The organism is Streptomyces sp. NBC_00376 (assembly GCF_036077095.1).
GTDB lineage: Bacteria > Actinomycetota > Actinomycetes > Streptomycetales > Streptomycetaceae > Streptomyces.
The window spans coordinates 465,660-488,474 of the sequence record NZ_CP107961.1 but is presented as its reverse complement, the minus strand read 5'-3'; the positions used below and the strand labels follow the sequence as shown (position 1 = coordinate 488,474).

Sequence of the window (22,815 nt, the reverse complement as noted above, 5' to 3'; positions counted from 1 at the left end):
ACCCCGCTACGGGCACGTCGGCAGCACGACCCGGACCGTCAGGCCGCCGCCCGGGTTCGCCGTCGCACTCGCCTCGCCGCCGTGCGCCCTCGCGATCGACGCCACGATGGAGAGCCCCAGGCCGGCTCCCTCACCGGGAGCGTGGCGGCGGGCCTGCGCCCGGCGGAACGGCTCGAACAGCAGCGGCACGGTCGCCGCTTCCACCACCGGCCCGGTGTTGGCGACCTCCAGACCGCCCGGTCCCACCCGGATCCGTACCGTCCCGCCGGGGTGGTTGTGGCGCAGCGCGTTGGCGACCAGGTTGTGCACGAGATGGCCCAGCAGGACCGGGTCGCCCTCGGCCGGCAGTGGCCGGGCCTCCGCCTCGACGGTGATGGAACGGTTCTTCGCCTCCGGCTCCAGCGCCTCGGTCACCGTGGCCGCGATCGCGTCCAGTTCGACCCGTTCGCGCCGCCGCAGGCCCTCGTCACAGACCGCGAGGAGCAGCAGTCCCTCGATCAGCTGCTCGCTGTCGGCGGCGGTGTCGATGAGTTTGTCCCGGATCCAGGCGACCTTCTCGGGCGGCGGGTCGTCGGCGAGGCCGATCTCGGCTGCGGCCCGCTGCACGGCGAGCGGGGTGCGCAGCTCATGGGCGGCGTTGGCGGCGAACCGCTGGCGGGCGGCGACCAGCTCCTCGATCCGGTCGAGCATCCCGTCGAAGGTGTCGGCCAGTTCCTTGAGCTCGCCGGGCGGGGCCTTCAGCGCGAGGCGTTCGTGCAGGTTGCTGGCGGAGAGTCGGCGGGCGCGGGCGGCGATGACGCCGACCGGCCGCAGCACCCGGCCCGCCATCCACCAGGCGAGCGCGACGGAGAGCGCTGAGTAGACGGCGAGGGAGACCCCGGAGATCGTCAGCAGCTGGTTGAGCGCGGCGTCCCCGGCCGCGGTGGTGACCCTCTTCGCCACCGCGTACTGCCCGGGTTCCATGACCACGGTCTGCGCCCAGTCCGACGACGGCGGCTGGGGCACGGAGGCCACGCCCGACTGAATGGCGGGGGTGGCCCCGTGGGGGACCGCCGGTGCCACCGCAGTGAGCACAGTGGCGTAGAGGCGCTCGCTGACCAGCAGGTAGACCAGCCCCATCAGCAGGGCGCCGGCCAGCACCAGCAGTCCGCCGTACAGCGCGGTGAGCCGGGCGCGCTCGCTCCTCACCGGCTCTCCCCCGGCCGGTCCGCGGAGCCGCCGTCCGGCTGGTCCGCCGGCCCATTCACCCGTCCGGTCGCGGGGCCGTGGTGCCCCGGCCCGTCCGCGAGGCCGTCCCCGACGCGGTAGCCGGCCCCCGGGACCGTCTCGATCACCGGGGGCGCGCCCAGTTTGGCGCGGAGCTTGGACAGCGTGACCCGGACCGCGTTGGTGCGATAGCTGGTGTCCTCCTCCCACACCCCCTCGATCAGGTCGTCGCCGCTGACGACCGCGCCCTCGGCCCGCAGCAGGGTCTCCAGCACGGCGAACTCCTTGCGTGAGAGCGAGAGGTAGCGGCCGTCGCGGCAGACCTGGCGGCGGGCGGTGTCGAGCGTCAGCCCGGCCCGTTCCAGGACCGGCGGGAGAGCGGGGCGGGCACGGCGGCCGAGCGCCAGGACCCGGGCGAGGAGTTCGTCGTACGCGAACGGCTTGGTCAGGTAGTCGTCGGCGCCGAGCCCGAGGCCGGCCACCCGGTCCCGTACCGTCCCGGACGCGGTGAGCATCAGGATCCGGGTCAGCAGGCGCATGCCGACGACCCGCCGGCACACCTCGTCGCCGTGCAGCCCCGGCAGATCGCGGTCGAGGATCATCACGTCGTACGCGCCGAACCGAAGCCGGTCCAGCGCCGCCCGGCCGTCGGGGGCGATGTCCACCGCGACGGCGTCGCGGCGCAGCCCCTCGGCGATCATCCCGGCCAGGAATTCCTCGTCCTCCACCACCAGTACACGCATGAGTCCTGTTTAACCCAGAGCGATGTTTCGTCGGTGTAAGCATCCGGGCTGAGAGAAACGAAACCGCGACCTCGCGCACGCTCAAGCCGTTCGTACCCGGCCTGTCAGCAACGGACGAGGAGTCCTCATGAACCCGACCATTTCCCGCCGGACCACCTCCCGCACACAAAGCCGCAGCGTCGTCGCCGCCTGCCTGATGGCCGCCGCCGTCGTTCTGTCGGCCACCGCCTGCTCTGGCGACGGCGGCGGAAGCGGAAGCGGAACCAAGAGCGGCGGCTCTGCTTCGGGCACCAAGAAGACGGACGAGGACCAGGCCCTGGAGCACCGCAAGTGCCTGCGGGAGCACGGCTTGGATGTCGCGGAGCCGAAGCCGGGCGAGGACGGCCGCGGAATGACCATCAAGGGCGGCGGCAAGAGCAAGAAGGAGATGGAGAAGGCGTTCAAGGCCTGCCAGGACAAATCGGTCGGCGGGCCCAAGGAGATCACCCAGGCACAGAAGGACAAGATGCTCGCCTTCGCCCGGTGCATGCGCAAGAACGGCATCGACATGCCCGACCCGAAGTTCGAGGGCGGGATGGCGCAGGCGCCCGCGCTGCAGCAGAAGGACATGAAGAAGTTCGAGAAGGCCAACGCGGCGTGCGAAAGCGCCGGGCGGTGAGGCGCGGACGCGTCATGGTGGCCGCCGCGGCGGTCCTCGCCGTGGCGGCCGGGTCACTGGCTCTCACTCAGTTCGGCTCCGCCGGGGAGACGGGCGGCCCGAGGAACACCGGGCTGCCCCCGGCCACCGCCGCGGTCGAGCGCCGCGACCTGCGCGACAGCGCCCAGGCGGACGGCACTCTCGGCTACGACAAGCAGCGCAAGGTCAACGCGGGCGCGGGGGGCACCATGACCTGGACCCCGCGCACCGGCTCGACCGTCAAGCGGAACGAGCGGCTGTACGAGGTCGACGGTCGGGCGGTGTGGCTGATGTACGGCTCGGGGCCGATGTACCGGACGCTGAAGCCGGGCGACCGGGGCCGGGACGTGGAGCAGCTGGAGCGCAACCTCGCGGAGCTCGGCTACACCGGCTTCACCCCGGACGACGAGTACACCGAGCTGACCGCGGCCGCCGTCAAGCGCTGGCAGAAGTCCCACGACAGCGAGCGGACCGGAACGGTGGGGCCGCAGGACATCGCCTTCTCCCCGGGGGAGGTCCGGATCAAGAGCGTCGAGGCGACCGTCGGCGAACTGGCCCAGCCCGGCGCTCCGGTCCTCACCACGACCGGCTCCGAGCGCATCGTGACGTTCGAGCTCGACGTCGCCGAGACCCAGCTCGCCAAGGCGGGCACCAAGGTCACCGTCGATCTGCCGGACGGCAGCCGCGCGGCCGGGTCGGTCTCCTCGGTCGGCCGGACGGCGAAGCCCGGCAAGGACCCGCAGGACAACAGCCCCAAGGTCTCCCTGACCGTCTCCTTCGACAAGCCGGACAAGGTCGGCGGCTTCGACCAGGCGCCGGTCACGGTGAACCTGAACGGCGAGCTGCACAAGGACGTCCTCAGCGTCCCGGTGAACGCGCTGCTCGCGCTGCCCGGCGGCGGCTTCGGCCTCCAGGTCGTCCAGGACGGCAGGGTCCGCGATGTGAAGGTCGAGCTCGGAATGTTCGCCGAGGGCCGGGTCGAGGTGTCCGGCGGCGGGCTGCGCGAGGGCATGAAGGTCGGGGTGCCGAAGATATGAGCACGGTCGTCGGCCTCATGGGCGTCACCAAGGAGTACCCGGGCCCGGTCGCCGCCCTGCGCGGGGTGGACCTCACCGTCGAGGAGGGCGAACTCCTCGGCATCGTCGGCCCGTCCGGCTCCGGCAAGTCCACGCTGCTGCACATCATCGGCACCCTGGACCGCCCCACCGCCGGGTCCGTCCACATCGCGGGGCACGACGTGGCGGCGCTCTCCGACCGCAGGCTCTCCGCGCTGCGTGCCCAGCACGTCGGCTTCGTCTTCCAGGCGTTCCACCTGGTGCCGGGTGTCAGCGCCCGCGACAACGTCGCGGAGGGCCTGCTGTACTCGGGCCTGTCCCGTGCCGTACGCCGCCGCAGGGCCGCCGACGCGCTGGAGCGGGTCGGGCTCGCCGACCGCCTCGACCACAAGCCCCACCAGCTCTCCGGCGGACAGAAACAGCGGGTCGCCATCGCACGGGCCGTCGTGGGGGAACCCGCGCTGCTGCTGGCCGACGAACCGACCGGGGCGCTCGACTCCGCGTCCGGGGAAGCGGTGATGAAGCTGCTGCGCGACCTCAACCGGGAGGGCGCCACCATCGCGGTCATCACGCACGACACCGAGATCGCCCGGGACCTGCCGCGCGAGGTGCGCATCCGGGACGGCCAGGTGGTCGCGGACGTACGCAACCCGTCCGCGGACGTACGCGATCAGTCCCCGGGCATGGGCGATCCGTCCACGGATGTGCGCGACATCTCCGGAAACGGCCGCTCCCCCGCCACGACGGGAGCGGACCAGTGAGGGCGCGACGCGCGGGCCGCGGCGGCGACGACCGGGGGCGGCTGAAAGCGGCCCGGCTCGGCCCCCGGGACGTGCTGCACGTCGGCTCGGCGGGACTGCGCAGCCGGCCGATGCGGGTCGTGCTCTCCGCCCTGGGCATCGCCATCGGCATCGCGACGATGATCTCGGTGGTGGGCATCTCCGCCTCCAGCCAGGCCCAGCTGCTCCGGGAACTCGACAAGCTGGGCACCAACCTGCTCGTGGCCTCCCCCGGCGATTCGATGTTCGCCGGGCAGGACGTCAAGCTGCCCGAGGACGCGGTCGGGATGGTGGGCCGCATCAAGGGCGTCCAGGAGGTGGGCGCGACCGCCGACCTCGACACGACCGCACGCCGCAACGAGAAGATCGACAAGGACGACACGGGCGGAATCGTCGTCAAGGCGACCACCGGCGACCTGCTGCGGGTACTGCGCGGCGAGGTCCACAGCGGCAGCTGGCTCAACAACGCGACCGGACGCTACCCCTCCGTCGTGCTCGGCCATGTCTCCGCGGAGCGTCTCGGCATCACCGCTCCGGGCCAGCAGGTGTGGATCGGCAACCGGTACTTCACCGTGGTCGGCATCCTCGCCCCACTGCCGCTCGCCCCGGAGATCGAACGCTCCGCACTGGTCGGCTGGGAGGGTGCGAAGCGACTGCTGGGCTTCGAGGGCCACCCGACATCGGTGTACGAGCGCTCGTCCGACGCGGCGGTGCAGGACGTGCGCAAGGTCATGGCGGCGACGGTCGACCCGCGGAACCCGCAGAACGTAAAGGTCACCGACCCGTCGGCGGCACTCCAGGCCAAGGCGGCGACCGAAGGGGCGTTCAGCAGCATGCTTCTGGGCCTGGGCGGCATCGCGCTGCTCGTCGGCGGCGTCGGGGTCGCCAACACCATGATCATCTCGGTGCTGGAGCGGCGGTACGAGATCGGGCTGCGCCGCTCGCTCGGCGCGACCCGGGGCCAGATCCGCATCCAGTTCGTCGCGGAGTCGCTGATGCTCTCCGGCCTGGGCGGCCTGGCGGGCGTGGCGCTTGGCGCGGCAGCGACCGGGGTGTACGCGTTCTCCAGCGGGCTGCCCTGGGTGGTGCCGCCGTGGGCGGTCGGCGGTGGCTTCGGCGCGACGCTGGTGATCGGCACGATCGCGGGCCTCTACCCGGCGGTACGGGCGTCCTGTCTCTCACCGACGCTGGCGCTGCACGCGGCGTGAAGCCGGCCCCGGCCGGGGTGCCGGGCTCCGCGACGGGGCCCGGCACCCCGGCCGGACCGCGTCGCCTACGGCTGCTTCGACGCCTGCGCCAGGTCCTCCGCCGCTGCCACCCCCACCGCCGCGCTCTCCGCGTACGCCGAGTCGGGACGGCGGAAGAAGGCGTAAACCCGACCCCAGGCCGGGAAGTCCGCGGGCATCGCCCGCCACGAGATCCCGCCCGCGACCAGGTAACGGATCGCGTCCAGCATCTGGCGGTGGCAATAGCCCTCGGGCTGCCCGCCCCTGCCCTGGAGCCAGGTCGGCACCGGCAGCAAGGGCCGGACCTCCGCCCACCCATCTTCCATGATCGGGAGTTACACCGAACGATTGGCTCTGTTCCGTAGTCGGTGGTGACGTTCTGTTGTCACGACAGAAGGATTCGGTGGCGGAGGAGGTCGAATCCTGCTCGGCCGTGCATCTGGCGCATGATTCTCTTCGTGTGGGTGTTGACGCCTTCGGTGCGGCCGTTGTGGAAGCGCAGGGTCAGGCCGACGTCGACGGCGGCGCGGTCGGGTTCCAGGCCGTTGCAGAAGCTGTGCAGGTGGGGCAGGCCGGCCACACGGGCGGCGCTGATCCACTTGGTGAGCCGGGTGTCGTTGCCCTTCGACGGGGTCAGCAGCTGGGCGAACTCTGCGACGAGTCGGGCGAGTTCGGCCATCTCGGGGCATGCGGTGGTGAGGGTCGACAGGAGGGCGGTGTCCTTGGTCCACAGGTGTTCGGGGTGAGTGAGCAGGAGCCGGGTCGCGTGGCGTGGGGTGGTTACCGGCCGGTTGCCTTCGGCTCGTCCCTGGGTGAGGTAGCGGACCAGGAGGTTGTGGCTGCCGGTATAGCCCTGGGCTTTGATCTCGCGGAACAGTTGCGTGACGGTCACCGCGGGCTCGGCCGCGCGCCGGGTGCGCAGGTGCTCGCGGTAGGGGTCGACCAGGGTGGGCCCGGTAGCGAGGGGTGATGCGTTCGGCCGACGGCTCGGGGATGCGGCAATAGCGCTTGACGGTGTTCAGGGCCAGGTTCAGGCGGCGGGAGCATTCCAGGAGTCCGACACCCTGGCCGAGGAGGTCGTGGACCTTGCGCCAGCGCTCGCGGGTGGTCTGCTCGTGGACCCCGCCGGGGCGGGGCGCATTCACGGTTGCCCAGCAGGGGGCGTGGGCCCGCACTTCGGCCAGGACCTTGTTGCACAGATTCCGCCACAGGTGCCATCGGTCGCTGACCTGCACCGCGTCGGGCAGCGCCCGACGGATCGCCTCGGCGTAGGTGGCCGACCCGTCCCGGCACACGACCTCGACGCCGGGATGCGTGCGCAGCCAGGCTTCCAGCCCGGCGGCCTCACGGTCGGGCAGCACGTCGATGCGCGCGCTTGTTTCGGCGTCGATGATGATCGTGGCGTACCGGTGTCGGCGGCGCAGGGCGAAGTCGTCGGTGAGGTTGATCCCCGGGAGTGGACACCGGGTTTCATGCAAAGAGTGACAGCGTAGGTGACGTGCTGTTCGAACTCGGCCGGTGGGAGATAGCCGAGCGCGGAATGCCGACGGTGCCGGTTGTAGTACGACAGCCAGCGGAACAGCTCGAGCCGGGTCTGTGCCTTGGAGGTCCAGCTCCTCCCGTGGAGCAGCTCGCGCTTGTGTCTCTGGAAGAACGACTCGGCGAGGGCATTGTCATAGCTCGAGCCGACCCGGCCCATGCTGCGGCGGATGCCGTGCCGGCTGCATACGTCGGCGAGGGCGGACGCGCTGTACTGGGTGCCCCTGTCGGTGTGGAAGACGACACCGTGGACCCGGCCGCCGCGGGCGGCAACGGCCATCTCGATCGCGTCGGTGACCAGGAAGGTGCGCATGTGGTCGGCAATCGACCAGCCCACCACCTTCCTCGAGCAGATGTCGATGTGGCAGCCAAGAGCATCGCGCCCCTCTGAGCGACCCGTTGGACCACGAAATCGGACCGGCCCCAGGCGCACGCACTGCAGCAGCGGATGCCAACGTTGACGGTCCCGGTGCGACAGGTGCGGCACCACCGTTCGATCCAGTGACGGCACCCTGTCGTTGCCGGGCGTCGTATGTGGTCGTCAATGCTTCGTGGTGTCGGTGATCCAGCGGGCGGCGAGGAGTCCTGAGCCGGCGGTGAGGGCGGCGGCGGCGATGACGGTTGCATTCAGGCCGAAGGCGTCGGCCAGGACTCCGGCGACGAGGGCTCCGGCGGCGTAGCCGATGTCCCGCCAAAAGCGATACGTGCCCAGGGCGTTGGCGCGCCAGGCGGGGTGGGCGTGATCGGAGACGGAGGCGATGAGCGTGGGGTAAACCATGGCGGTGCCGAGTCCGAGGGCAACGGCGGACAGGATTCCGGCCAGGAGCGGAGTGTCCAGCAGGGTGAGGGCGAGGACGAGGCCAGCGGCTTGGACGAGCATGCCGGTGACGATGAGGGGTTTGCGCCCGATGCGGTCGGCAAGGTGGCCGGTGGGTATCTGACCGATCCCCCAGAGGATCGGGTAGAGGCCTTTGATGAGGCCGACGGCGGCGAGGCCGAGGCCGTGGTCGGTGAACAGCAGGGGGAAGACACCCCAGGTCAGGCCGTCGTTGAGGTTGTTGACCAGGCCGGCCTGGCTGGCAGCGCGCAGAGAGCGGTTGCGCCAGGAGGTACGGGCGAACGTGGCAGCCAGGCCCGCGCTCTCGCCGGTGGGCAGAGGCTTGGTGCACTGGGAGAGTTCGAGTGCGACGTGCGCGGCTGTGTCCCGTACCACGAGGGCCAGGGCGAGGCCGGCGACGAGGAAGACGATGCCGATGAGCTCCGGGACTGGGCGCAGGCCGTAGGTGGTGGCGAGGTAGCCGGTGAGCAGGGCGGTGGCGCCGACGGCGGTGTAGCCCGCTGCCTCGTTCAGCCCGGTGGCCAGGCCTCTGCGGGAAGGCCCTACAAGGTCGATCTTCATGTTGACCGTCATCGACCAGGTCAGACCCTGGTTGAGGCCGAGCAGGACGTTCGCGGCGACAACCCACCCCCAGGACGGCGCCCAGGCGAGGGCGAAGGGTACGGGGATGCCGATCAGCCAGCCGGCGACGAGGAGCTGCTTGCGGCGGAAGCGGGCCGTCAGGGTTCCGGCTGCGAGGTTCGTGAGGGCCTTGGTGAGGCCGAAGGCAATGATGAAGGAGAAGACAGCCAGGTCACTCGTCAGGCCGAAGGTGTCGGTGCCGATGAGCGGCACGGTGGTTCGCTCCAGGCCCACCAGGCCGCCTACGGCGACGTTGACGACGACGAGCAGGGTGAACTGAGGCCAGTTCTCCCGCAGGCCGAGGCGGACGGGACGCCCCGACGCACCGGTCGGCGTGGTGGTCGTAGGTGTGGCTTTCACGAGCGGATGTCCTTCGTGCCTCGACGAGGCGGGAGGCGCCGGGCGTGCCTCGGCGGGACTGGCCAGTTGAACCTGCCGCAGACCTGCGCGAGGCACTCAGTGTGTCCCAGCGGTATCAGTTCTGAGCTGTCATGCAGCCCATACCTGCACTTCAGAATACCCCCACCGGTATTTTGATTGAAGCAGACGCGTGCCCGCCGCCCCGCAAAGGATATACCCAGGGGGGTATTTGACTTCCTTGCGGGTGTCGCTTTACCGTCGAGTACGTAAATACCCAGGGGGGTATCTAGAAGGGGATACCTCGATGCGTGAAACAGATCTGGACGTCTTCGCGGCCGAGCTCGCCAATGGCGCGTTCGTCATCGACGTCCGCGAGTTTGACGAGTACGCGGCAGGCCACGTGCCGGGAGCGCTCAACCTTCCACTGTCGGCGCTCGATGCCGCACTCGGCGAGCTGCCCGTCGACCAGCCGGTGTACGTGATCTGCGCCAGCGGCAATCGGAGCGCCTGGGCCGCCGAACATCTCGCCGGTTCCAAAGTGGACGCCGTCTCCGTCGCGGGCGGCACCGCGGGCTGGACCCGCACCGGTCGTCCGCTCGTGCACGGCACGAACGTGCACGCCGTCTGAGCACCGGACCCACCCGCCCGTGGGCCTGGACTTGTAACCGCCCCGTGTCCCAGCACTCTCGCACCCGTCCCGGGGTGCGCGTTCCGTATGAAGGGATTGCCGTGTTCTTCGCCCAGTACTACCTCGACTGCCTCTCCCAGGCGTCATACATGATCGCCGACCAGCGCACGGGCCAGGCGGTGGTCATCGACCCCCGCAGGGACGTCTCCGAGTACCTGGCCGATGCCGCCGCGCACGGCTTCACGGTCGTTGGCGTGATCAACACGCACTTCCACGCGGACTTCGTCGCCGGCCACCTGGAGATGGCGGACGAGACCGGTGCCTGGATCGCATACGGCCGACGGGCCAAGACCGAGTATCCGATCCGCAAACTCGCCGAGGGCGAGCGCATCTCCCTCGGTGACGTCACCCTGAAGATCCTGGAAACGCCCGGACACACCCCCGAGTCCATCAGCGTCCTCGTGTACAAGGACATCGACGACTCCGTCCCGTACGGCGTCCTCACCGGCGACGCGCTGTTCATCGGCGATGTCGGACGCCCCGACCTGCTCGCCTCCGTCGGCGTCACCGCCGAGGAACTCGGCGCGATGCTCCACGACAGCGTCCAGAACAAACTGATGGGCCTGCCCGACGACGTCCGCGTCTTCCCCGCGCACGGCGCCGGATCGGCCTGCGGCAAGAACCTCTCGACCAAGAAACAGTCGACCATCGGTGAGCAGCGTGCCACCAACTACGCGTGCGCCCCGATGGGTCGTGAGGAGTTCGTCGCGCTCGTCACCGCCGGCCAGTCCACCGCACCCGGCTACTTCGCCTACGACGCCGAACTGAATCGCAAGGACCGCACCCGGTACGACGCGACGACGGCCCCCCGGCCGCTGATGCTCGCAGAGTTCACCGAGCTGCGTGCCGCCGGAGCAATTGTGGTGGACGCCCGCAATCCGCAGGAGTTCGCAGCCGGACACGTGCGCGGCGCGGTGAACGTCCCCGCGGACGGGCGGTTCGCCGAACAGGCCGGCACCGTTCTCGCCCCGGCCGACGAACTGGTCGTCATGGCGCCGCAGAACCGGGAGGAGGAGGTCGTCACCCGCCTCGCCCGGATCGGCTTCGACCACGCTGTCGGCTACCTGCGCAACCCCGAGGACGCGCTGGAATCGCTGGTCGACGAAGTCACCCCCGCCAGCCGTCTGACCGCCGCCCACTTGCGCACCGCGCTCGCCGGGGACACTCCTCCTCTCGTCGTCGATGTCCGAACCTGCGGTGAGCGCGAGGCGAACGGCTTCATCGAGTCCGCTCTGCACATCCCGCTCAGCGAGCTGCCGCAGCGCGCCGACGAGCTGCCGGCCTACCGGCCCCTGGTCCTGCACTGTGCCGGCGGCCACCGTTCCTCGATCGCAGCAAGCCTGCTGCGCCACCGCGGCTTCGAGGACGTCTCCGACATCCTCGGCGGATATGCCGCCTGGTCGCTGTCACTGGAGTCGGCCGAAGCCGGCGCCTGACCCCTGGGGCCCCGACAAACGCCCGAGCCCCTCACACATCCATACATACCCCAAGGGGTATGTATGCCATCTGAACGGAACCCTCATGAGCACCACGCCCGCACCAGCCCCCTCCCTCTCCCCCGCCGTGCTGCACCGCCTCGTCCAGGAAGGACAGGCGCCGCGTCTGCTCGACGTGCGCACGCCCGGTGAGTTCCGTACTGCGCACATCCCGGGCTCCTACAACGTGCCCCTGGACACCCTGCGCGAGCACCGGGCCGAGCTCCTGGCCCACCTGGACGAGGACGTCGTGCTCGTCTGCCGCTCTGGGGCCCGTGCCGCCCAAGCCGAGAAGGCCCTGGCCGACGCAGGCCTGCCCAACCTCCGCGTCCTGGAAGGCGGCATCGCCGCCTGGGAGACGGCCGGTGCACCCGTCAACCGGGGCCCCGAGCGGTGGGACATGGAGCGCCAGGTCCGGCTCGTGGCCGGCTCGGTCGTCCTGGCCACCGGCCTCGTCGGCGTGTTCGTGCCCGGCGCGCACCTGATCGGCACCGCGATCGGCGCCGGCCTGACCTACGCAGCCGTCAGCAACTCATGCGCCATGGGTGTCCTGCTGTCCAAGCTCCCCTACAACCGGGGGCCTCGCCCCGACATCCGCACCGTGATCGCGGAGCTACGGAGCGCGTCGTGACCGCCCTGGCCGTCGCGGCTTCCCTTCTCATCGGCGTCAGCCTCGGCATTCTCGGCGGCGGCTCGATCCTGACAGTGCCGATCCTGGTCTACCTGGCAGGAGAGGACACCAAGGAAGCCACACCTCGCTGTTCGTGGTCGGTGTCACCAGCCTCGCCGCCCTGATCCCGCACGCCCGGGCGCACCGGGTCCGCTGGCGGACCGGTCTGCTCTTCGGCGCGCTCAGCACGGTCGGTGCCTACGGAGGCGGGCGCCTTGCCGAATACATCCCCGGCACGGTCCTCCTCGTCGCCTTCGCGCTGATGATGCCGGCCACGGCTTTCGCGATGCTCCGCAAGCCCCGGAACGACCGGAAGAGGACTCGGCCCGCACACAGTGATCCGCCCCTGAAGCACATCGCGGTAGAGGGTCTCGTCGTCGGCGCGGTGACGGGCCTGGTCGGCTCCAGCGGCGGGTTCCTCGTCGTGCCCGCGCTCGCCATACTCGGCGGACTGCCGATGGGCGTCGCGGTCGGCACCTCGCTCCTCGTCATCGCGATGAAGTCCTTCGCCGGACTTGCCGGCCACCTCTCCGGCGTCGAGATCGACTGGCACCTCGCCCTGATCGTGACCGCAGCCGCAGTGGTCGGCAGCCTGATCGGTGGCCGACTCGCGGGCCGTATCCCCCAGGACGCGCTGCGCAAGGCATTCGGCTGGTTCGTCGTCGTCATGGGCCTCTTCGTCCTCGTTCAGCAGCTCGGCACCGCCGTCTGGACCCACCCGGTCACATGGGCGGGGCTCGCAGTCGCACTGCCGCCGCGGTCACCGCCCGGCTGCGGCAGGCCCAACACCCACCGCGCCCGCATGCGACTGCCTCCGCACCGCAGCGCTCCACACTTCTGGAGAAACACGAGCACAGCACAGCAAAGTCCTAACGTATACCCAGGGGGGTATATGTTAGGAGGTGAAGGATGATTTCGTGCAGGTAGATGAAAAATCGGTGCGGCCCGTCCTGAACCGTCTTCGGCGGGCTCAAGGACAGCTGGCCGCGGTGATCACGATGATCGAATCCGGCCGCGACTGCAAGGACGTCGTGACCCAGCTGGCCGCCGTCTCCCGGGCCCTGGACCGGGCCGGATTCAAGATCGTGGCCAGCGGGAGGTGACGACCTCTCGATCGGCGGCCGGATGATCTTGGTGATCACTCCATGGATCTCACGCTGCGGGGTGGGGCAGGAGAACAGCGGCAAGTTCGCGCCACTCGTGCTCGGGCAGAGAGGTGGTATCGGCGGTGAGTACTTGTAGGCAGACGTGGTCTGCGCCTGCGTCGAGGTGCTCCTGAACGCGTCGGCGGATTGCTTCCACTTCCCCATGGGCAACGATCGCATCCACGAGTCGACGACTCGGTCCTCCGACGATGTCCTCGTCGTTGAAGCCGAGTCGTCGAACGTTCGCTTCCTGATGCGGTGCCGAGAGGTAGCCGGCGACGTGTGCCGTGGCTACTTGGCGGGCGCGGCTCAGGTCAGTGTCGAGCACCACTGCCTGCTCCACAGCGAGGAAGGCGTTCGGTCCCATGATCTGGCGGGCCTGTTCGGTGTGCTTGGTGGACACGAAGTAGGGGTGCGCGCCCCAGGTGTGTTCGGCGGCCAGCTGGAGCATCTTCGGGCCGAGGGCGGCCAGTACGCGGCGCGGAGCCGGGTCCGCTTTGGGGCCGTGGGCGGGTACTGCGTCCATGGCCTGCAGGTAGGCGCGCATGGTGGTCACCGCTCCGCCGCGGGCCGGGACGGGATAGCCGTCCACTTCATGGACGGTGCCGTCTACGCGATGTCCGCCCAGGCCAAGTACGTAGCGTCCGGGGAACGCCTCGCCCAGCGCACGTGTCGCAGTAGCGGTGGCGATCGGGTCCCGGAACGCGATGTTGGCGATGCCGGACGCAACGACGATGCGCCGTGTCGCCGACAGCAACAGCCATGCCTGGCCCACCGTGTCGCGGCCGAACGCCTCCCCGAACCAGATGGCTCCGTAACCCAGCTCCTCGATCTCCGCGGCCGATTCCTGTACCCGCCCGGCAGGCTGCCCCTCGTAGGCGAAGGTCCAGATCCCGACTCGTCCCAGCTCGGTCCGCCCGCTGTCCGTCATCCGCACTCCTCATGTCCATGCATTCCGGAGAGGTTCTCCGTTTGACGGACGCTACTATACGGAGAGATCCTCCGTTTAACTGCCCCGAACTCGAGCGAAAGACGGGACGATGACGACCACACAGGGGCACGTCCCCGCGCGCCGACCTCGGCGTACCGATGCGCGACTCAACCGGGAACGTCTCATCGCCACGGCGCAGGAAGTATTCGCTGAAGCCGGACCGGAGGCGTCCCTCAACGAGGTCGCCCGCCGAGCAGGCGTCGGCCCGGGGACCTTGTACCGTCACTTCCCGAACCGCTCCGCCCTGCTGACCGCGGTTCTCAGGGACCGGATCGAGACGCTGTGCGAGCTGGCCGGCGCACTGTCCTCCTCGGAATCCGCCGACGACGCCCTGGCACAATGGCTGCGCGCGTTCCTCGTCCATGCCAGGGTCAACCAGGGGCTGGGGGGCGCGTTGATGGTTGAAGAAGAGCCCGTCGCGCTGGGGCTCGACTGTCATCGGCTGATCCTGGACGCGGCAGCCGATCTTCTTGCCCAAGCTCAGCGACGGGGAACGGCGCGCGCCCACCTGACCGCCGACGACCTGGTCCAACTGGTCGTCGGGATCGCGCTCTCCACAGCTCGCAGCCACGACGCAGAACAGCCCGACCGGCTGCTCACTCTGGTGCTTGATGCCACGTACGGGACACCGCTTCAGAGCGAGTGATCGCAGCGATGGCCTCTGCCTCCCTGGCAGGCGCTCCCCGCTCGCGTCGGCACCGCAGGCAGCACTGTCAGATACGCCGCTGGCATCCCGGATCGCCAGGAGATGCCATTCATGCTTTTCACCGCGCTGAACCCTGAACCCTGAACCGGGCCGCCTCGGGCCACATCAACCACAACGGGCATCGGCCACTCCTCGCTGCCTTCGACAGGAGCCTGTCCCGGCCCGCGGTTACGGCGTCGCTCTGGCCGAGGTCCCCGAGGACCGGAGCGCTTGCGTGAGGACCGCAGGGTCACCCGTACGGCGAGTCGCTTCACGGGCCGGGGATCCTCACCGTATCCGGGTCACGGTGAGGGTGCCGTGCCGGCCGGACCCGGCCAGCACCTCCACGACCAGGTCCGCCTCCACCCGTGTGTACGGCTCGCCCGCCGCTCCCCCACCATCGCCGCGCCGCTCAAGGCCTCACCGACACAAGCCGCGAGGACAGGCTCCAGGCGTGCGGACACCCTGGCCGTCCCGCCCTCGTCCCCCACCGCCAGAACCAGATGGTGCGGTCTGAGCCGGGGGCCGGTGAACCCCAGCACCAGGGCGTCGACCGTGTCCGCGTGCCGGACTTTCAACCACCGGCGCTGTCCTGACGGCGGATAGCCCGCCCCACCGCGTTTGCAGACGATCCCCTCGATGCCCTGCTTCTTTCGGCAGGCACCGTGTCCCACACAGGTCATGTCGCTTTACGCGAGGGTCGAGGATCCCTGTTGTGTCGCATTGCAGCGAGGCGTGTTGTCCCTTCGTCCTGCACGACTGCGTGACTGAGGTCATATCTTCGTGGCGGTGCTACGTCAGCTGGGTCGAAAGGTGAACATGTGGCTTCTGGCGCAGGGGTCTTCGACGTAGGGAGTGGTGCGGGCTGCGAGGGCCCGTTCACGGGTGCTGCTGGCCTGTGGCTTCCCGGCCTGCTCAAGGTCATTTCCCCAGCGCCTGGTGATCGTCCCCCCTCGATGGCTTCACCTCACGCGGAACGGCGTCGATATGCGTGTGCAGGGCGGCAGTTCGGGGTGCAAGCTGCCGGGGTGAATATGGAAGAGGTCGGCGCGCGGTTGGTGGGTCGATTCGGCCCTGAGGCCAAGGGGTGGCTCGCTGAGGTTCCGAACCTCGCTGTGCGGCTGGCCGCGCGGTGGGGTTTTGTGCTCGGTGAGCTGTTCGAGAGTGGGGCCTCCTCTGTCGTCCTGCGCTGTCAATGGCCTGACGGAACGCCGGCCGTTCTCAAGCTCAGTCCGGATCGAGACCTGTTGACCAAGCAGGTGGAGATGCTGCGCGTGTTCGCGCCGTCGGGTCGAGTGCCGGCCGTACTCTCTGCCGACGCGAAGGCTGGGGCGATGGTGTTGGAGGAGGTCCTGCCTGGCACCGAGGCCGAGGACATGCCGCAGACGTCATTGCCACGGCAGTGGGGAGAGTTGCTTGCCGCACTGCACGCCGTGGCCCCACCCGCGCACTGGCCACTGGATCTGCGCGGTCGGTTTGACGAAGCCTTCGTCCGGATCGGCCGGCGGCTGTCCGAGCCAGCCATCGGCGCACGGATTGACCAGGCCGCGTGGCAGCGGGCGATACTGCGCTGTGAGAGGTTGCTGGACAGTCAGGCCAGGCTCGTGTTGCTGCACGGTGATCTGCACCTCGGCAACGTCCTGGACGGCGGCCCGTCGCGCGGTCTGATCGCGATCGACCCCAAGGCATGTGTAGGCGACCCATGCTTCGACGCCGTCGACTACGTAGTGGCGGGCGCCGGACAAGAGGGTGTCGAGGCCCGTTGCCAGCGGGTGGCGACCGCCTGCGGGCTCGATGGGGACCGGCTGTATGCCTGGAGCCGAGTGATCGCACCAATGTCAGCCATCGCACACCTCACCTATGACGGTCCAGAGCCCGTGATCGACGAGCTGCTCGCCCTGTCTCGCTGATCCCACGGGAGTATCAGTTCGGCCCGGAGAGGGAACACGACGGGCCATGCCGACGGGCTCCCTCACTGTGTTCTGCGCCCTTGGTCGGCGGCGGGCTCAGTGGCACGAGCCGTACGGGACCGTGCCGGGGCGGGCAGGCGGTGGACGTTGTCGAGGGCTGCGGCCTGTTCTCGTAGACGCGCGATCTCGTCGTGCTGTGCGGCCAATCGCGAGACGGCGCGTTCCTTGAATGTGGTGAGGTCGGCAACGGTCTCGTCCCGCTGAGCGAGGTGTTCCTCGAGCTCGGCGATCTTGGTCTTGAGTCGTTTGATCTGCGCGATCCGTGGGTCGACGACCTCACCGGCTTCCTGCAGAGTACGAAGGCGCCGCTCGAACTCCTCGCTCCATGGTCTGCGGCGTCGATGCTGGCGACGATGCGTTCGGCGCGCTCGGCCTCGGCGACCAGTCGCGCTCGCTCGGTCTTCTGCCCGCGGCCGATCTTGCTGATGAAAGCCCGGCTGGTGGCGGCCGAACTCGCCCAGACGTCGCGGTGACAGGAGTGGTGGGTGGCCTGCGGGCAGCGGGCCGAGTCGCAGATCCCGGCCAGGGGCCGGCTGCGGTCGGGGCTGCGGGCGAGCGCGAGGCACAGGGCCTTGCCCGGGTCGAGGAACCAGCAGTAGTTCGCCAGCCCCAGGTGCAGGGCGCCGGCTCGTCCGGCCGGCAGGTTGAGCAGTTCCTGATCGCTGCGCTTGACCGTGGGAGCCGTCACGTCCAGCTTCTCCAGCTGGCGTCCGACGCTGGTGAAGAAGGCCAGCAGGTCCCGGGCGCCGGGCCCGGAGGGACGGTGCCCGGCCTGGTAGTCGCGGAACGCCCGCAGTGTCAGCGTCTGGTTGCGGGACTCCTCTTCCTTGCCGACCTCGGCCAGGAAGAGGGCTTGTGCTCCGCCGGGGCGGTTCGCATCAACTTCCTGGGCCGCTACCTGTTCAACATCAAGGCCAGCGACCCCGGCCAGAGCCTGCGCCGCTTCCGCCACCCCGACGCCGCTGAGGACAACGAGGAAGAGGCCTGACATCCCGGGCATATCCAGGGCGTCAGGCCGTTCGTCCTCTGCTTGCTACTGGGCCCTGAGGCCGGGGGCGGGCGGGGTGCGCGGTCGCAGGCGCTCTCCCTGCGGCCCGAACATGATCAGGTACTCGACCGGGCCGCCGGGGCCGGCGTTCGCGACCCCGTGGGGATTGCGGGTGTCGAACTCGGCGACGTCCCCGGCACTCAGGACGAGGTCCTGGTCGCCGAGTGCGAGCCACAGCCGCCCGTACAGGACGCACAGCCATTCCCAGCCGTCGTGGGAGACCTGCCGGGGCCGCGCGGGCGGCTCTTGGACGGCGGGCAGGACGTGTTTGTGGGCGTGCAGGCCCCCGACGTACCGGGTCAGCGGCAACACCGCCTTGTCGTCGCCGAAACGCTGGAGCGCGGAGGTGCGGGGCTCGGCGGCGGGGGCGGTGCCGGCCAGCTCGTCCAGGGAGACGCCGTACTCCTTCGCCAACTGCAACACCACTTCCAGGGTGGGCTTGCGTCGGCTGGTCTCGATCCGCGACAGCGTGCTCGGGGAGATGCCGGTCGCGCGGCTGACGCCGGTGAGCGTGGAGCCGCGGTGTTCGCGCGCGGCCCGCAGTCGGGGGCCCATCGCCGCCAGCGTGTCGGCCACGTCGTCGCCTGTCACCCGCTCTGCCCCCTTCCGGACGCGCCGCTCCACCATCCTGTCCTGCAAGTTTGCCAGGCTGGCAAGGGTAATCGCGTCGGACGGTCGCCGCACCGCATGATCGATGCGTACTTGCGTCCACCCGCGAACCGAGGAGAAGCCCCCATGCAGCCCGATCCGTCCGCCGTACTCCGCCACCGCACCGTCGAGGCCCCGGCCGGGCGCCTGCACCTGGTCGAGCAGGGCACCGGCCCGCTGGTCCTGCTCGTGCACGGCTTCCCCGAGTCCTGGTACTCCTGGCGCCGCCAGCTCCCGGCACTCGCCGCGGCCGGCTACCGGGCGGTGGCGATCGACGTGCGCGGCTACGGCCGCTCCTCCAGGCCTGCGGCGACCGACGCCTACCGGATGCTGGACCTGGTGGAGGACAACGTCGCCCTCGTGCACGCCCTCGGCGAGGAAAGCGCGGTGATCGTCGGCCACGACTGGGGCTCCAACATCGCCGCCACCTCCGCCCTGCTCCATCCCGAGGTCTTCCGGGCCGTCGCCCTGCTGAGTGTCCCGTACGCGCCACCCGGCGGCCCCCGCCCCACCGACATCTTCGGCCAGATCGGCGGCCCCGAGCAGGAGTTCTACGTCTCCTACTTCCAGGAGCCCGGCCGCGCCGAGACGGAGATCGAGCCTGACGTACGGGGCTGGCTCGCGGGCTTCTACGCCGCCCTGTCCGCCGACACCATGCCCGCCCAGGGCGAGCCCGACCCGCACTTCGTCGGCCGCAGCGGCCAGCTGCGTGACCGTTTTCCCACCGGCATCCTCCCGGCCTGGCTGACCGAGGACGACCTCGACGTCTACGCCGGAGAGTTCGAGCGCACGGGTCTGACCGGCGCCCTCAACCGCTACCGCAACGTGGACCGCGACTGGGAAGACCTCGCCCCCCACCGCGGCGCCCCGATCAAGCAGCCGTCCCTATTCATCGGCGGCGCCCTGGACGCCTCCACCACCTGGATGTCCGACGCTATCGACGCCTTCCCCACCACCCTCCCCGGCCTGACCGCCTCCCACCTCATAGAGGGCTGCGGCCACTGGATCCAGCAGGAACGCCCCGAGGAGACCAACCGTCTGCTGACCGGCTGGCTCAACACCCTCACGGGCTGAACCGCCAGGCGCGGCCGGGGCTTCTGTACACGGAACAGTTCGGCCCGCGTACCCGAGCGCAGCGGCCACGACCGGACGCTGCGTGATTCTCACAAATGACCAAATGTGCGAGTTCCGCTGACGGGGCGGCCGGCCAGGCCTCGGCGAGGTGGCGCTCGGCGACGGTGGCGGCGCTGAACAGCAGGTCGACAGCTTGGAACCGGTGTCGGGCGGGAATCCGGTCGTCGACGGCGAGGGCTGCGGCCAGAGCGAGGCCGTCGGCGGTGGCGGGCTGGCAGGTGTCCTGGTGGAGGATCTCGTTGTAGAAGTCGGCGAGGAAGCTCTGGTCGTCCCAGTAGGGGTCGACCTCGGTGTCGAACAGCATCGCGGCCTGGGGCGGCCCGGGGCCCGGCAGGCGGTCCGCGATGACGTCCCGGAAGAGCTGTCGGATCGGCGGACCGGAAGCGATCGCGTTGCTCCGGGTCCGTTCGGGTTCGGCACTCGTATTCATGGCCAGCGCAGCCTGCAGAAGCATCTCGGGCCGACCGCCCGACCCCTGAGCGGGAACCGGCAGATACGGTCGTACATCATGCCGCCGCCTTGGCCCACAGAGCGGCCAGGGTGCTGACTTTGACACTTCGGGCGACGCGGTCGGCGCCCGGTAGCCGAGACACACCGCCTCCCACCAGCGCGGATGAGTTTTCGGCAGGCGCAGGCCCCGCGACGGATCACGAGTACGCAAAAGGGCGGTCCGCCGCGGGCGGACCGCCCTCCTGCCTCTTGACTACGCTTTGGCGGCTACCGCCGGATCCGCAGCGGGCGAGCCGTAGACGCCCATCTCGTAGACCGAGTAGCCCCAGGTCGTCTTCCGCTTGACGCCCTGCATTCGGACATACTGCACCGCACTGCCGGAGTTGATCTTGATCACGTCATTGCCGCAGCTGTCGGGGTGCTGGGTGGCCGCCTCGCTCCAGTTCGTCCCGTCCAGGGAGGTCTGGATCTGGTAGTCCGTCGCGCAGGCGCCCTCCCAGGCGAGGGTTACCGCTGCGACCTCGGCGGGGGCGGCGAGCTTCACCTGGACCCACTCGTTGTCGCTGTAGCCGGATGCCCAACGAGTGCCGAGCTGACCATCGTTGACGTACCGGGCCGAGAGCCGGTCGAGGTTCTGCTCGACACTGGATGCGCTCGCTGTGCCCTTCAGCGCGAGGTTCTCCGAGCCGCCCGCGGCATCCCACAGCTGAAGCCGGATGTCCGCCTGGATGAGGAAGGAGTCGAGTACCCCGTCGCCGACCTTGGGCTGGACCTTGCCCCATGTGTTGCGCGCCGGATCGACCCGTACGGCCCGGGCCTGCTTCTGCAGAGCCTCGGAGTCGGCGAGCAGCGCCTCGGCCTTCTCCTTGTCACCGGCCTGCCGGGCTGCGAGCGCGTCCAGTGTCTTCACCATCGACATGCCCCACAGCTGGGTGGCGTCCAGCCAGGGCTTGGCATCGGCGGCGAAGCCCTGCTCCACCGATCCGGCGCGGATGGCGGCCGGGGCCTCCTCAATTTCGTTCGCGTAGGTGCGCAGCGTCTTGACAGAATCAGCGCGGTCGCCCGCGTCCCACGCCTTCCAGAACTCGGCTATCCGGCTGGCGAGTTCGGGTGCCTGGGACTGCCAGGGGGTGGTGCCGAAGGTCGGGGCCAGGTGTTCCAGGTCGGCGAAGACGAGCAGCGCGTCGGTGGCCCGGCGGTCACCGCCCGCGAGGTAGGCCATGGCACGCGCCCAACTCGTCCTCGCGTCGTACGCCTTGTCGTTCCAGGTGAAGTCCGCGGCGCCAAAGACCGCGATCTTGCTGGCGTACGGCTGGTTCATCGGGTTGGCGACGATGCCGGAGAGGTGCTCGGAGAGTCCCGCCTCGCGCTTGTCGTAGGGGGCGAGCAGCAGCCGACCGCTGGTGTTGCCGTAGTCGTTGACCGGGTAGTTGTCCCAGACGAAGACCTTGCGGCCGAAGAGCTTGGATGCGCCGTCGGCCTGCTCGTTGGTGATCGTCGGTGGTACGACGTCGGTACCGGTCCACATGACCACGACCGCGGGGTCGAGGGTGGCCCGCATCGTCTGCTTGTAGCTGGTGTCGGTCAGGTCGCCGTACTCGGTCGGCACCATCTGCAGCGGGCGGGCGCCCTCATGGGTGGCGATGAAGTTCCGCTGGAGGTCGTTGAGCAGATCCACCTGCGCCTTCGCGGCTGCGGTGCGTCCCGGTTGGCCGTACGCCGCCTGGTCGGCCGCACAGTTCCACTTGGTGTAGCTGATGTCGTCCAGAGGGATGGAGAAGGACCGGGTGCCCAGGTCGTAGAGGGCCTGGAGCTTGGCCTTGAGGGCCTTGCGGTCGTCGGGGTCGGAGTAGCAGATCGAGCCGCCGGGTGAGACGGCGAACGTGAAACGGACGTGGTTTGCGCTGGCTCGGTTCACCAGCTCGCCCAGTTCGGCGAGTTTGTCGGTGGGATAAGGATCGCGCCACTTGTCGCGGTGGTAGGGATCGTCCTTGGGCGCGTAGATATAGGTGTTGGCCTTGACGTCGCCGTAGAAGTCCATCTGGTCCAGCCGCTCGGCGTGCGTCCAGGGCTGACCGTAGAAGCCCTCGATCGTGCCGCGCAGCGGCATCGACGGGAAGTCGACGGCCTGCGCGCCAGTGATCTTCCAGCCGTCGTCGCCGCGGACGAAGAGCTGACGGAGCGTCTGCACGGCGTAGAACTGGCCGGTGGCGTCGTGACCGCCCAGGGCGATCTGCTTGCCCCGCTCACTGACGTCGACCCGCAGGGTGTATCCCTCGGCGCGGTCCGGGGCGGCCACGTCGCCGAGCGCCTCGGCAACGTCCGGCCGGGCGGCCGGGCCGATCCGCACGGTGAGCAGGCCGGCGGCGGCCTTGGGGACGTTGTCGGGCGTGACGATGTCGACCCGGTCGGCGCCGTGCTTCCTGAGCTCGCGGACGAGGCGGTCACGCGCTGCCGCGTCCGTGGCGTCGTCGGCGACGAGGAGCACACGGCCGGTCACGGTGGCATCGCGGCCGGTGCGAGTGAGCGACTGGGGCGTGGGGGAGACGGGCGGCAGCGGTTCGGCGGTGGCGGGCGGCTCCTGCTGCGAAGTTGCGGCAAAGGCCACGGGGCCCTGAGCCAGCGCGCCGAAGGCCATGGAACTTGCAAGTGCGAGACATGCGCTCAGAGCGATAACGCGTCTTCCCACCTGGACTCCAAGAGGTCTAGACCAATATTCTGCCTGCAAGGATAGTGGCGGAACTCCATTGCCCGTCAAGGGCGCCGACCGTATTCGGGGCGGCCATTGCCCGTTTTCTAGGGCTGAGGTGGGGTGTGACGTCCGGCTGGAATGGCTCGCTGCCGAGGCCATGGACGAACTGCCGTCCA

The 22,815-nt window shown here is 69.7% G+C and carries 20 protein-coding genes and 4 pseudogenes; 14 read left to right on the top strand and 10 right to left on the bottom strand.

Annotation, left to right across the window (positions count from 1 at the left end; translation table 11 throughout):
• Window positions 1-6 precede the first annotated feature (6 nt).
• Both OG842_RS42040 and OG842_RS42035 read right to left on the bottom strand, forming a co-directional pair.
• Window positions 7-1,188 (bottom strand): sensor histidine kinase, encoded by a 1,182-nt coding sequence (locus tag OG842_RS42040; RefSeq protein WP_266737615.1) that lies wholly within the window; start codon window positions 1,186-1,188, stop codon window positions 7-9.
• Complete coding sequence (locus tag OG842_RS42035) at window positions 1,185-1,949, bottom strand: response regulator transcription factor (protein WP_266737617.1); 765 nt, start codon at window positions 1,947-1,949, stop codon at window positions 1,185-1,187. The genes OG842_RS42040 and OG842_RS42035 overlap by 4 nt, the downstream gene beginning before the upstream one ends.
• Before the next feature lie 127 nt (window positions 1,950-2,076).
• On the opposite strand from OG842_RS42035, the gene OG842_RS42030 reads away from it, so the two are divergent.
• The 4 genes from OG842_RS42030 to OG842_RS42015 are packed head-to-tail and all read left to right on the top strand — an operon-like array spanning window position 2,077 to window position 5,667.
• Complete coding sequence (locus OG842_RS42030) at window positions 2,077-2,607, top strand: hypothetical protein (protein WP_266737619.1); 531 nt, start codon at window positions 2,077-2,079, stop codon at window positions 2,605-2,607.
• 14 nt (window positions 2,608-2,621) lie between these two features.
• Entirely contained in the window at window positions 2,622-3,662 is a 1,041-nt protein-coding gene (locus OG842_RS42025; protein WP_266738106.1) for an efflux RND transporter periplasmic adaptor subunit, read from the top strand.
• Window positions 3,659-4,441: an ABC transporter ATP-binding protein gene (locus OG842_RS42020; RefSeq protein ID WP_266737620.1), complete on the top strand. Its 783-nt coding sequence runs from the start codon at window positions 3,659-3,661 to the stop codon at window positions 4,439-4,441. Before OG842_RS42025 ends, OG842_RS42020 begins: the two co-directional genes overlap by 4 nt.
• On the top strand, window positions 4,438-5,667 hold the full coding sequence (locus OG842_RS42015; RefSeq protein ID WP_266737621.1) for an ABC transporter permease: 1,230 nt from the start codon (window positions 4,438-4,440) through the stop codon (window positions 5,665-5,667). Before OG842_RS42020 ends, OG842_RS42015 begins: the two co-directional genes overlap by 4 nt.
• 65 nt (window positions 5,668-5,732) lie before the next feature.
• On the opposite strand, the gene OG842_RS42010 is transcribed toward OG842_RS42015, so the two are convergent.
• The 4 genes and pseudogenes from OG842_RS42010 to OG842_RS41995 all read right to left on the bottom strand — a co-directional run bounded on the left by OG842_RS42010 (window position 5,733) and on the right by OG842_RS41995 (window position 9,043).
• Window positions 5,733-6,011, bottom strand: a complete 279-nt coding sequence (locus OG842_RS42010; protein ID WP_266737622.1) for a transposase — start codon at window positions 6,009-6,011, stop codon at window positions 5,733-5,735.
• 59 nt (window positions 6,012-6,070) lie between these two features.
• A pseudogene (locus OG842_RS42005) lies at window positions 6,071-7,124 on the bottom strand (ISL3 family transposase); the annotation flags it as partial.
• Between the two features lie 38 nt (window positions 7,125-7,162).
• A pseudogene (locus OG842_RS42000) lies at window positions 7,163-7,585 on the bottom strand (IS3 family transposase); the annotation flags it as partial.
• 180 nt (window positions 7,586-7,765) lie between these two features.
• Entirely contained in the window at window positions 7,766-9,043 is a 1,278-nt protein-coding gene (locus tag OG842_RS41995; protein WP_266737624.1) for an MFS transporter, read from the bottom strand.
• Window positions 9,044-9,347: 304 nt separating this feature from the next.
• Here OG842_RS41995 and OG842_RS41990 point away from each other — a divergent pair, with 304 nt between their 5' ends.
• The 5 genes and pseudogenes from OG842_RS41990 to OG842_RS41970 all read left to right on the top strand — a co-directional run.
• On the top strand, window positions 9,348-9,671 hold the full coding sequence (locus OG842_RS41990; RefSeq protein ID WP_266737626.1) for a rhodanese-like domain-containing protein: 324 nt from the start codon (window positions 9,348-9,350) through the stop codon (window positions 9,669-9,671).
• A gap of 101 nt (window positions 9,672-9,772) precedes the next feature.
• Window positions 9,773-11,167 carry an MBL fold metallo-hydrolase gene (locus OG842_RS41985; protein ID WP_266737628.1) on the top strand — a complete coding sequence of 465 codons (1,395 nt, stop codon included), beginning with the start codon at window positions 9,773-9,775 and terminating at the stop codon, window positions 11,165-11,167.
• 85 nt (window positions 11,168-11,252) lie between these two features.
• The gene (locus tag OG842_RS41980) at window positions 11,253-11,837 is read left to right on the top strand and encodes a rhodanese-like domain-containing protein (RefSeq protein WP_266737630.1); all 585 of its coding nucleotides are present in this window, start codon (window positions 11,253-11,255) and stop codon (window positions 11,835-11,837) included.
• Window positions 11,834-12,789 (top strand): annotated as a pseudogene (locus tag OG842_RS41975) (sulfite exporter TauE/SafE family protein). Before OG842_RS41980 ends, OG842_RS41975 begins: the two are co-directional and overlap by 4 nt.
• Before the next feature lie 4 nt (window positions 12,790-12,793).
• A pseudogene (locus OG842_RS41970) lies at window positions 12,794-12,973 on the top strand (metal-sensitive transcriptional regulator); the annotation flags it as partial.
• A gap of 55 nt (window positions 12,974-13,028) precedes the next feature.
• On the opposite strand, the gene OG842_RS41965 reads toward OG842_RS41970, so the two are convergent.
• The gene (locus tag OG842_RS41965; RefSeq protein ID WP_266737632.1) at window positions 13,029-13,952 is read right to left on the bottom strand and encodes a TIGR03620 family F420-dependent LLM class oxidoreductase; all 924 of its coding nucleotides are present in this window, start codon (window positions 13,950-13,952) and stop codon (window positions 13,029-13,031) included.
• A 109-nt stretch (window positions 13,953-14,061) separates the two neighbouring features.
• Between OG842_RS41965 and OG842_RS41960 the strand changes: the two genes are divergently transcribed.
• The 4 genes from OG842_RS41960 (at window position 14,062) to OG842_RS41945 (ending at window position 17,655) form a co-directional block, all read left to right on the top strand.
• A complete protein-coding gene (locus tag OG842_RS41960; RefSeq protein ID WP_266737633.1) occupies window positions 14,062-14,658 on the top strand; it encodes a TetR/AcrR family transcriptional regulator in 597 nt (198 codons plus the stop codon).
• 1,073 nt (window positions 14,659-15,731) lie between these two features.
• Complete coding sequence (locus tag OG842_RS41955; protein WP_266738108.1) at window positions 15,732-16,607, top strand: aminoglycoside phosphotransferase family protein; 876 nt, start codon at window positions 15,732-15,734, stop codon at window positions 16,605-16,607.
• A 191-nt stretch (window positions 16,608-16,798) separates the two neighbouring features.
• Window positions 16,799-17,140, top strand: a complete 342-nt coding sequence (locus OG842_RS41950) for a hypothetical protein (RefSeq protein WP_266737635.1) — start codon at window positions 16,799-16,801, stop codon at window positions 17,138-17,140.
• A gap of 140 nt (window positions 17,141-17,280) precedes the next feature.
• Entirely contained in the window at window positions 17,281-17,655 is a 375-nt protein-coding gene (locus OG842_RS41945) for a hypothetical protein (protein WP_266737636.1), read from the top strand.
• Window positions 17,656-17,700: 45 nt separating this feature from the next.
• On the opposite strand, the gene OG842_RS41940 is transcribed toward OG842_RS41945, so the two are convergent.
• Window positions 17,701-18,306 carry a helix-turn-helix domain-containing protein gene (locus OG842_RS41940; protein ID WP_266737637.1) on the bottom strand — a complete coding sequence of 202 codons (606 nt, stop codon included), beginning with the start codon at window positions 18,304-18,306 and terminating at the stop codon, window positions 17,701-17,703.
• A 144-nt stretch (window positions 18,307-18,450) separates the two neighbouring features.
• Here OG842_RS41940 and OG842_RS41935 point away from each other — a divergent pair, with 144 nt between their 5' ends.
• Window positions 18,451-19,437, top strand: coding sequence for an alpha/beta fold hydrolase (locus OG842_RS41935; protein WP_266737638.1), 987 nt, complete (start codon window positions 18,451-18,453; stop codon window positions 19,435-19,437).
• Here OG842_RS41935 and OG842_RS41930 read toward each other — a convergent pair.
• Both OG842_RS41930 and OG842_RS41925 read right to left on the bottom strand, forming a co-directional pair.
• Window positions 19,427-19,927: a hypothetical protein gene (locus OG842_RS41930; RefSeq protein ID WP_266737640.1), complete on the bottom strand. Its 501-nt coding sequence runs from the start codon at window positions 19,925-19,927 to the stop codon at window positions 19,427-19,429. The two genes, OG842_RS41935 and OG842_RS41930, sit on opposite strands and share 11 nt — an antisense overlap.
• A gap of 273 nt (window positions 19,928-20,200) precedes the next feature.
• Window positions 20,201-22,585, bottom strand: a complete 2,385-nt coding sequence (locus OG842_RS41925; protein ID WP_323185934.1) for a beta-N-acetylglucosaminidase domain-containing protein — start codon at window positions 22,583-22,585, stop codon at window positions 20,201-20,203.
• Window positions 22,586-22,815 lie beyond the last annotated feature (230 nt).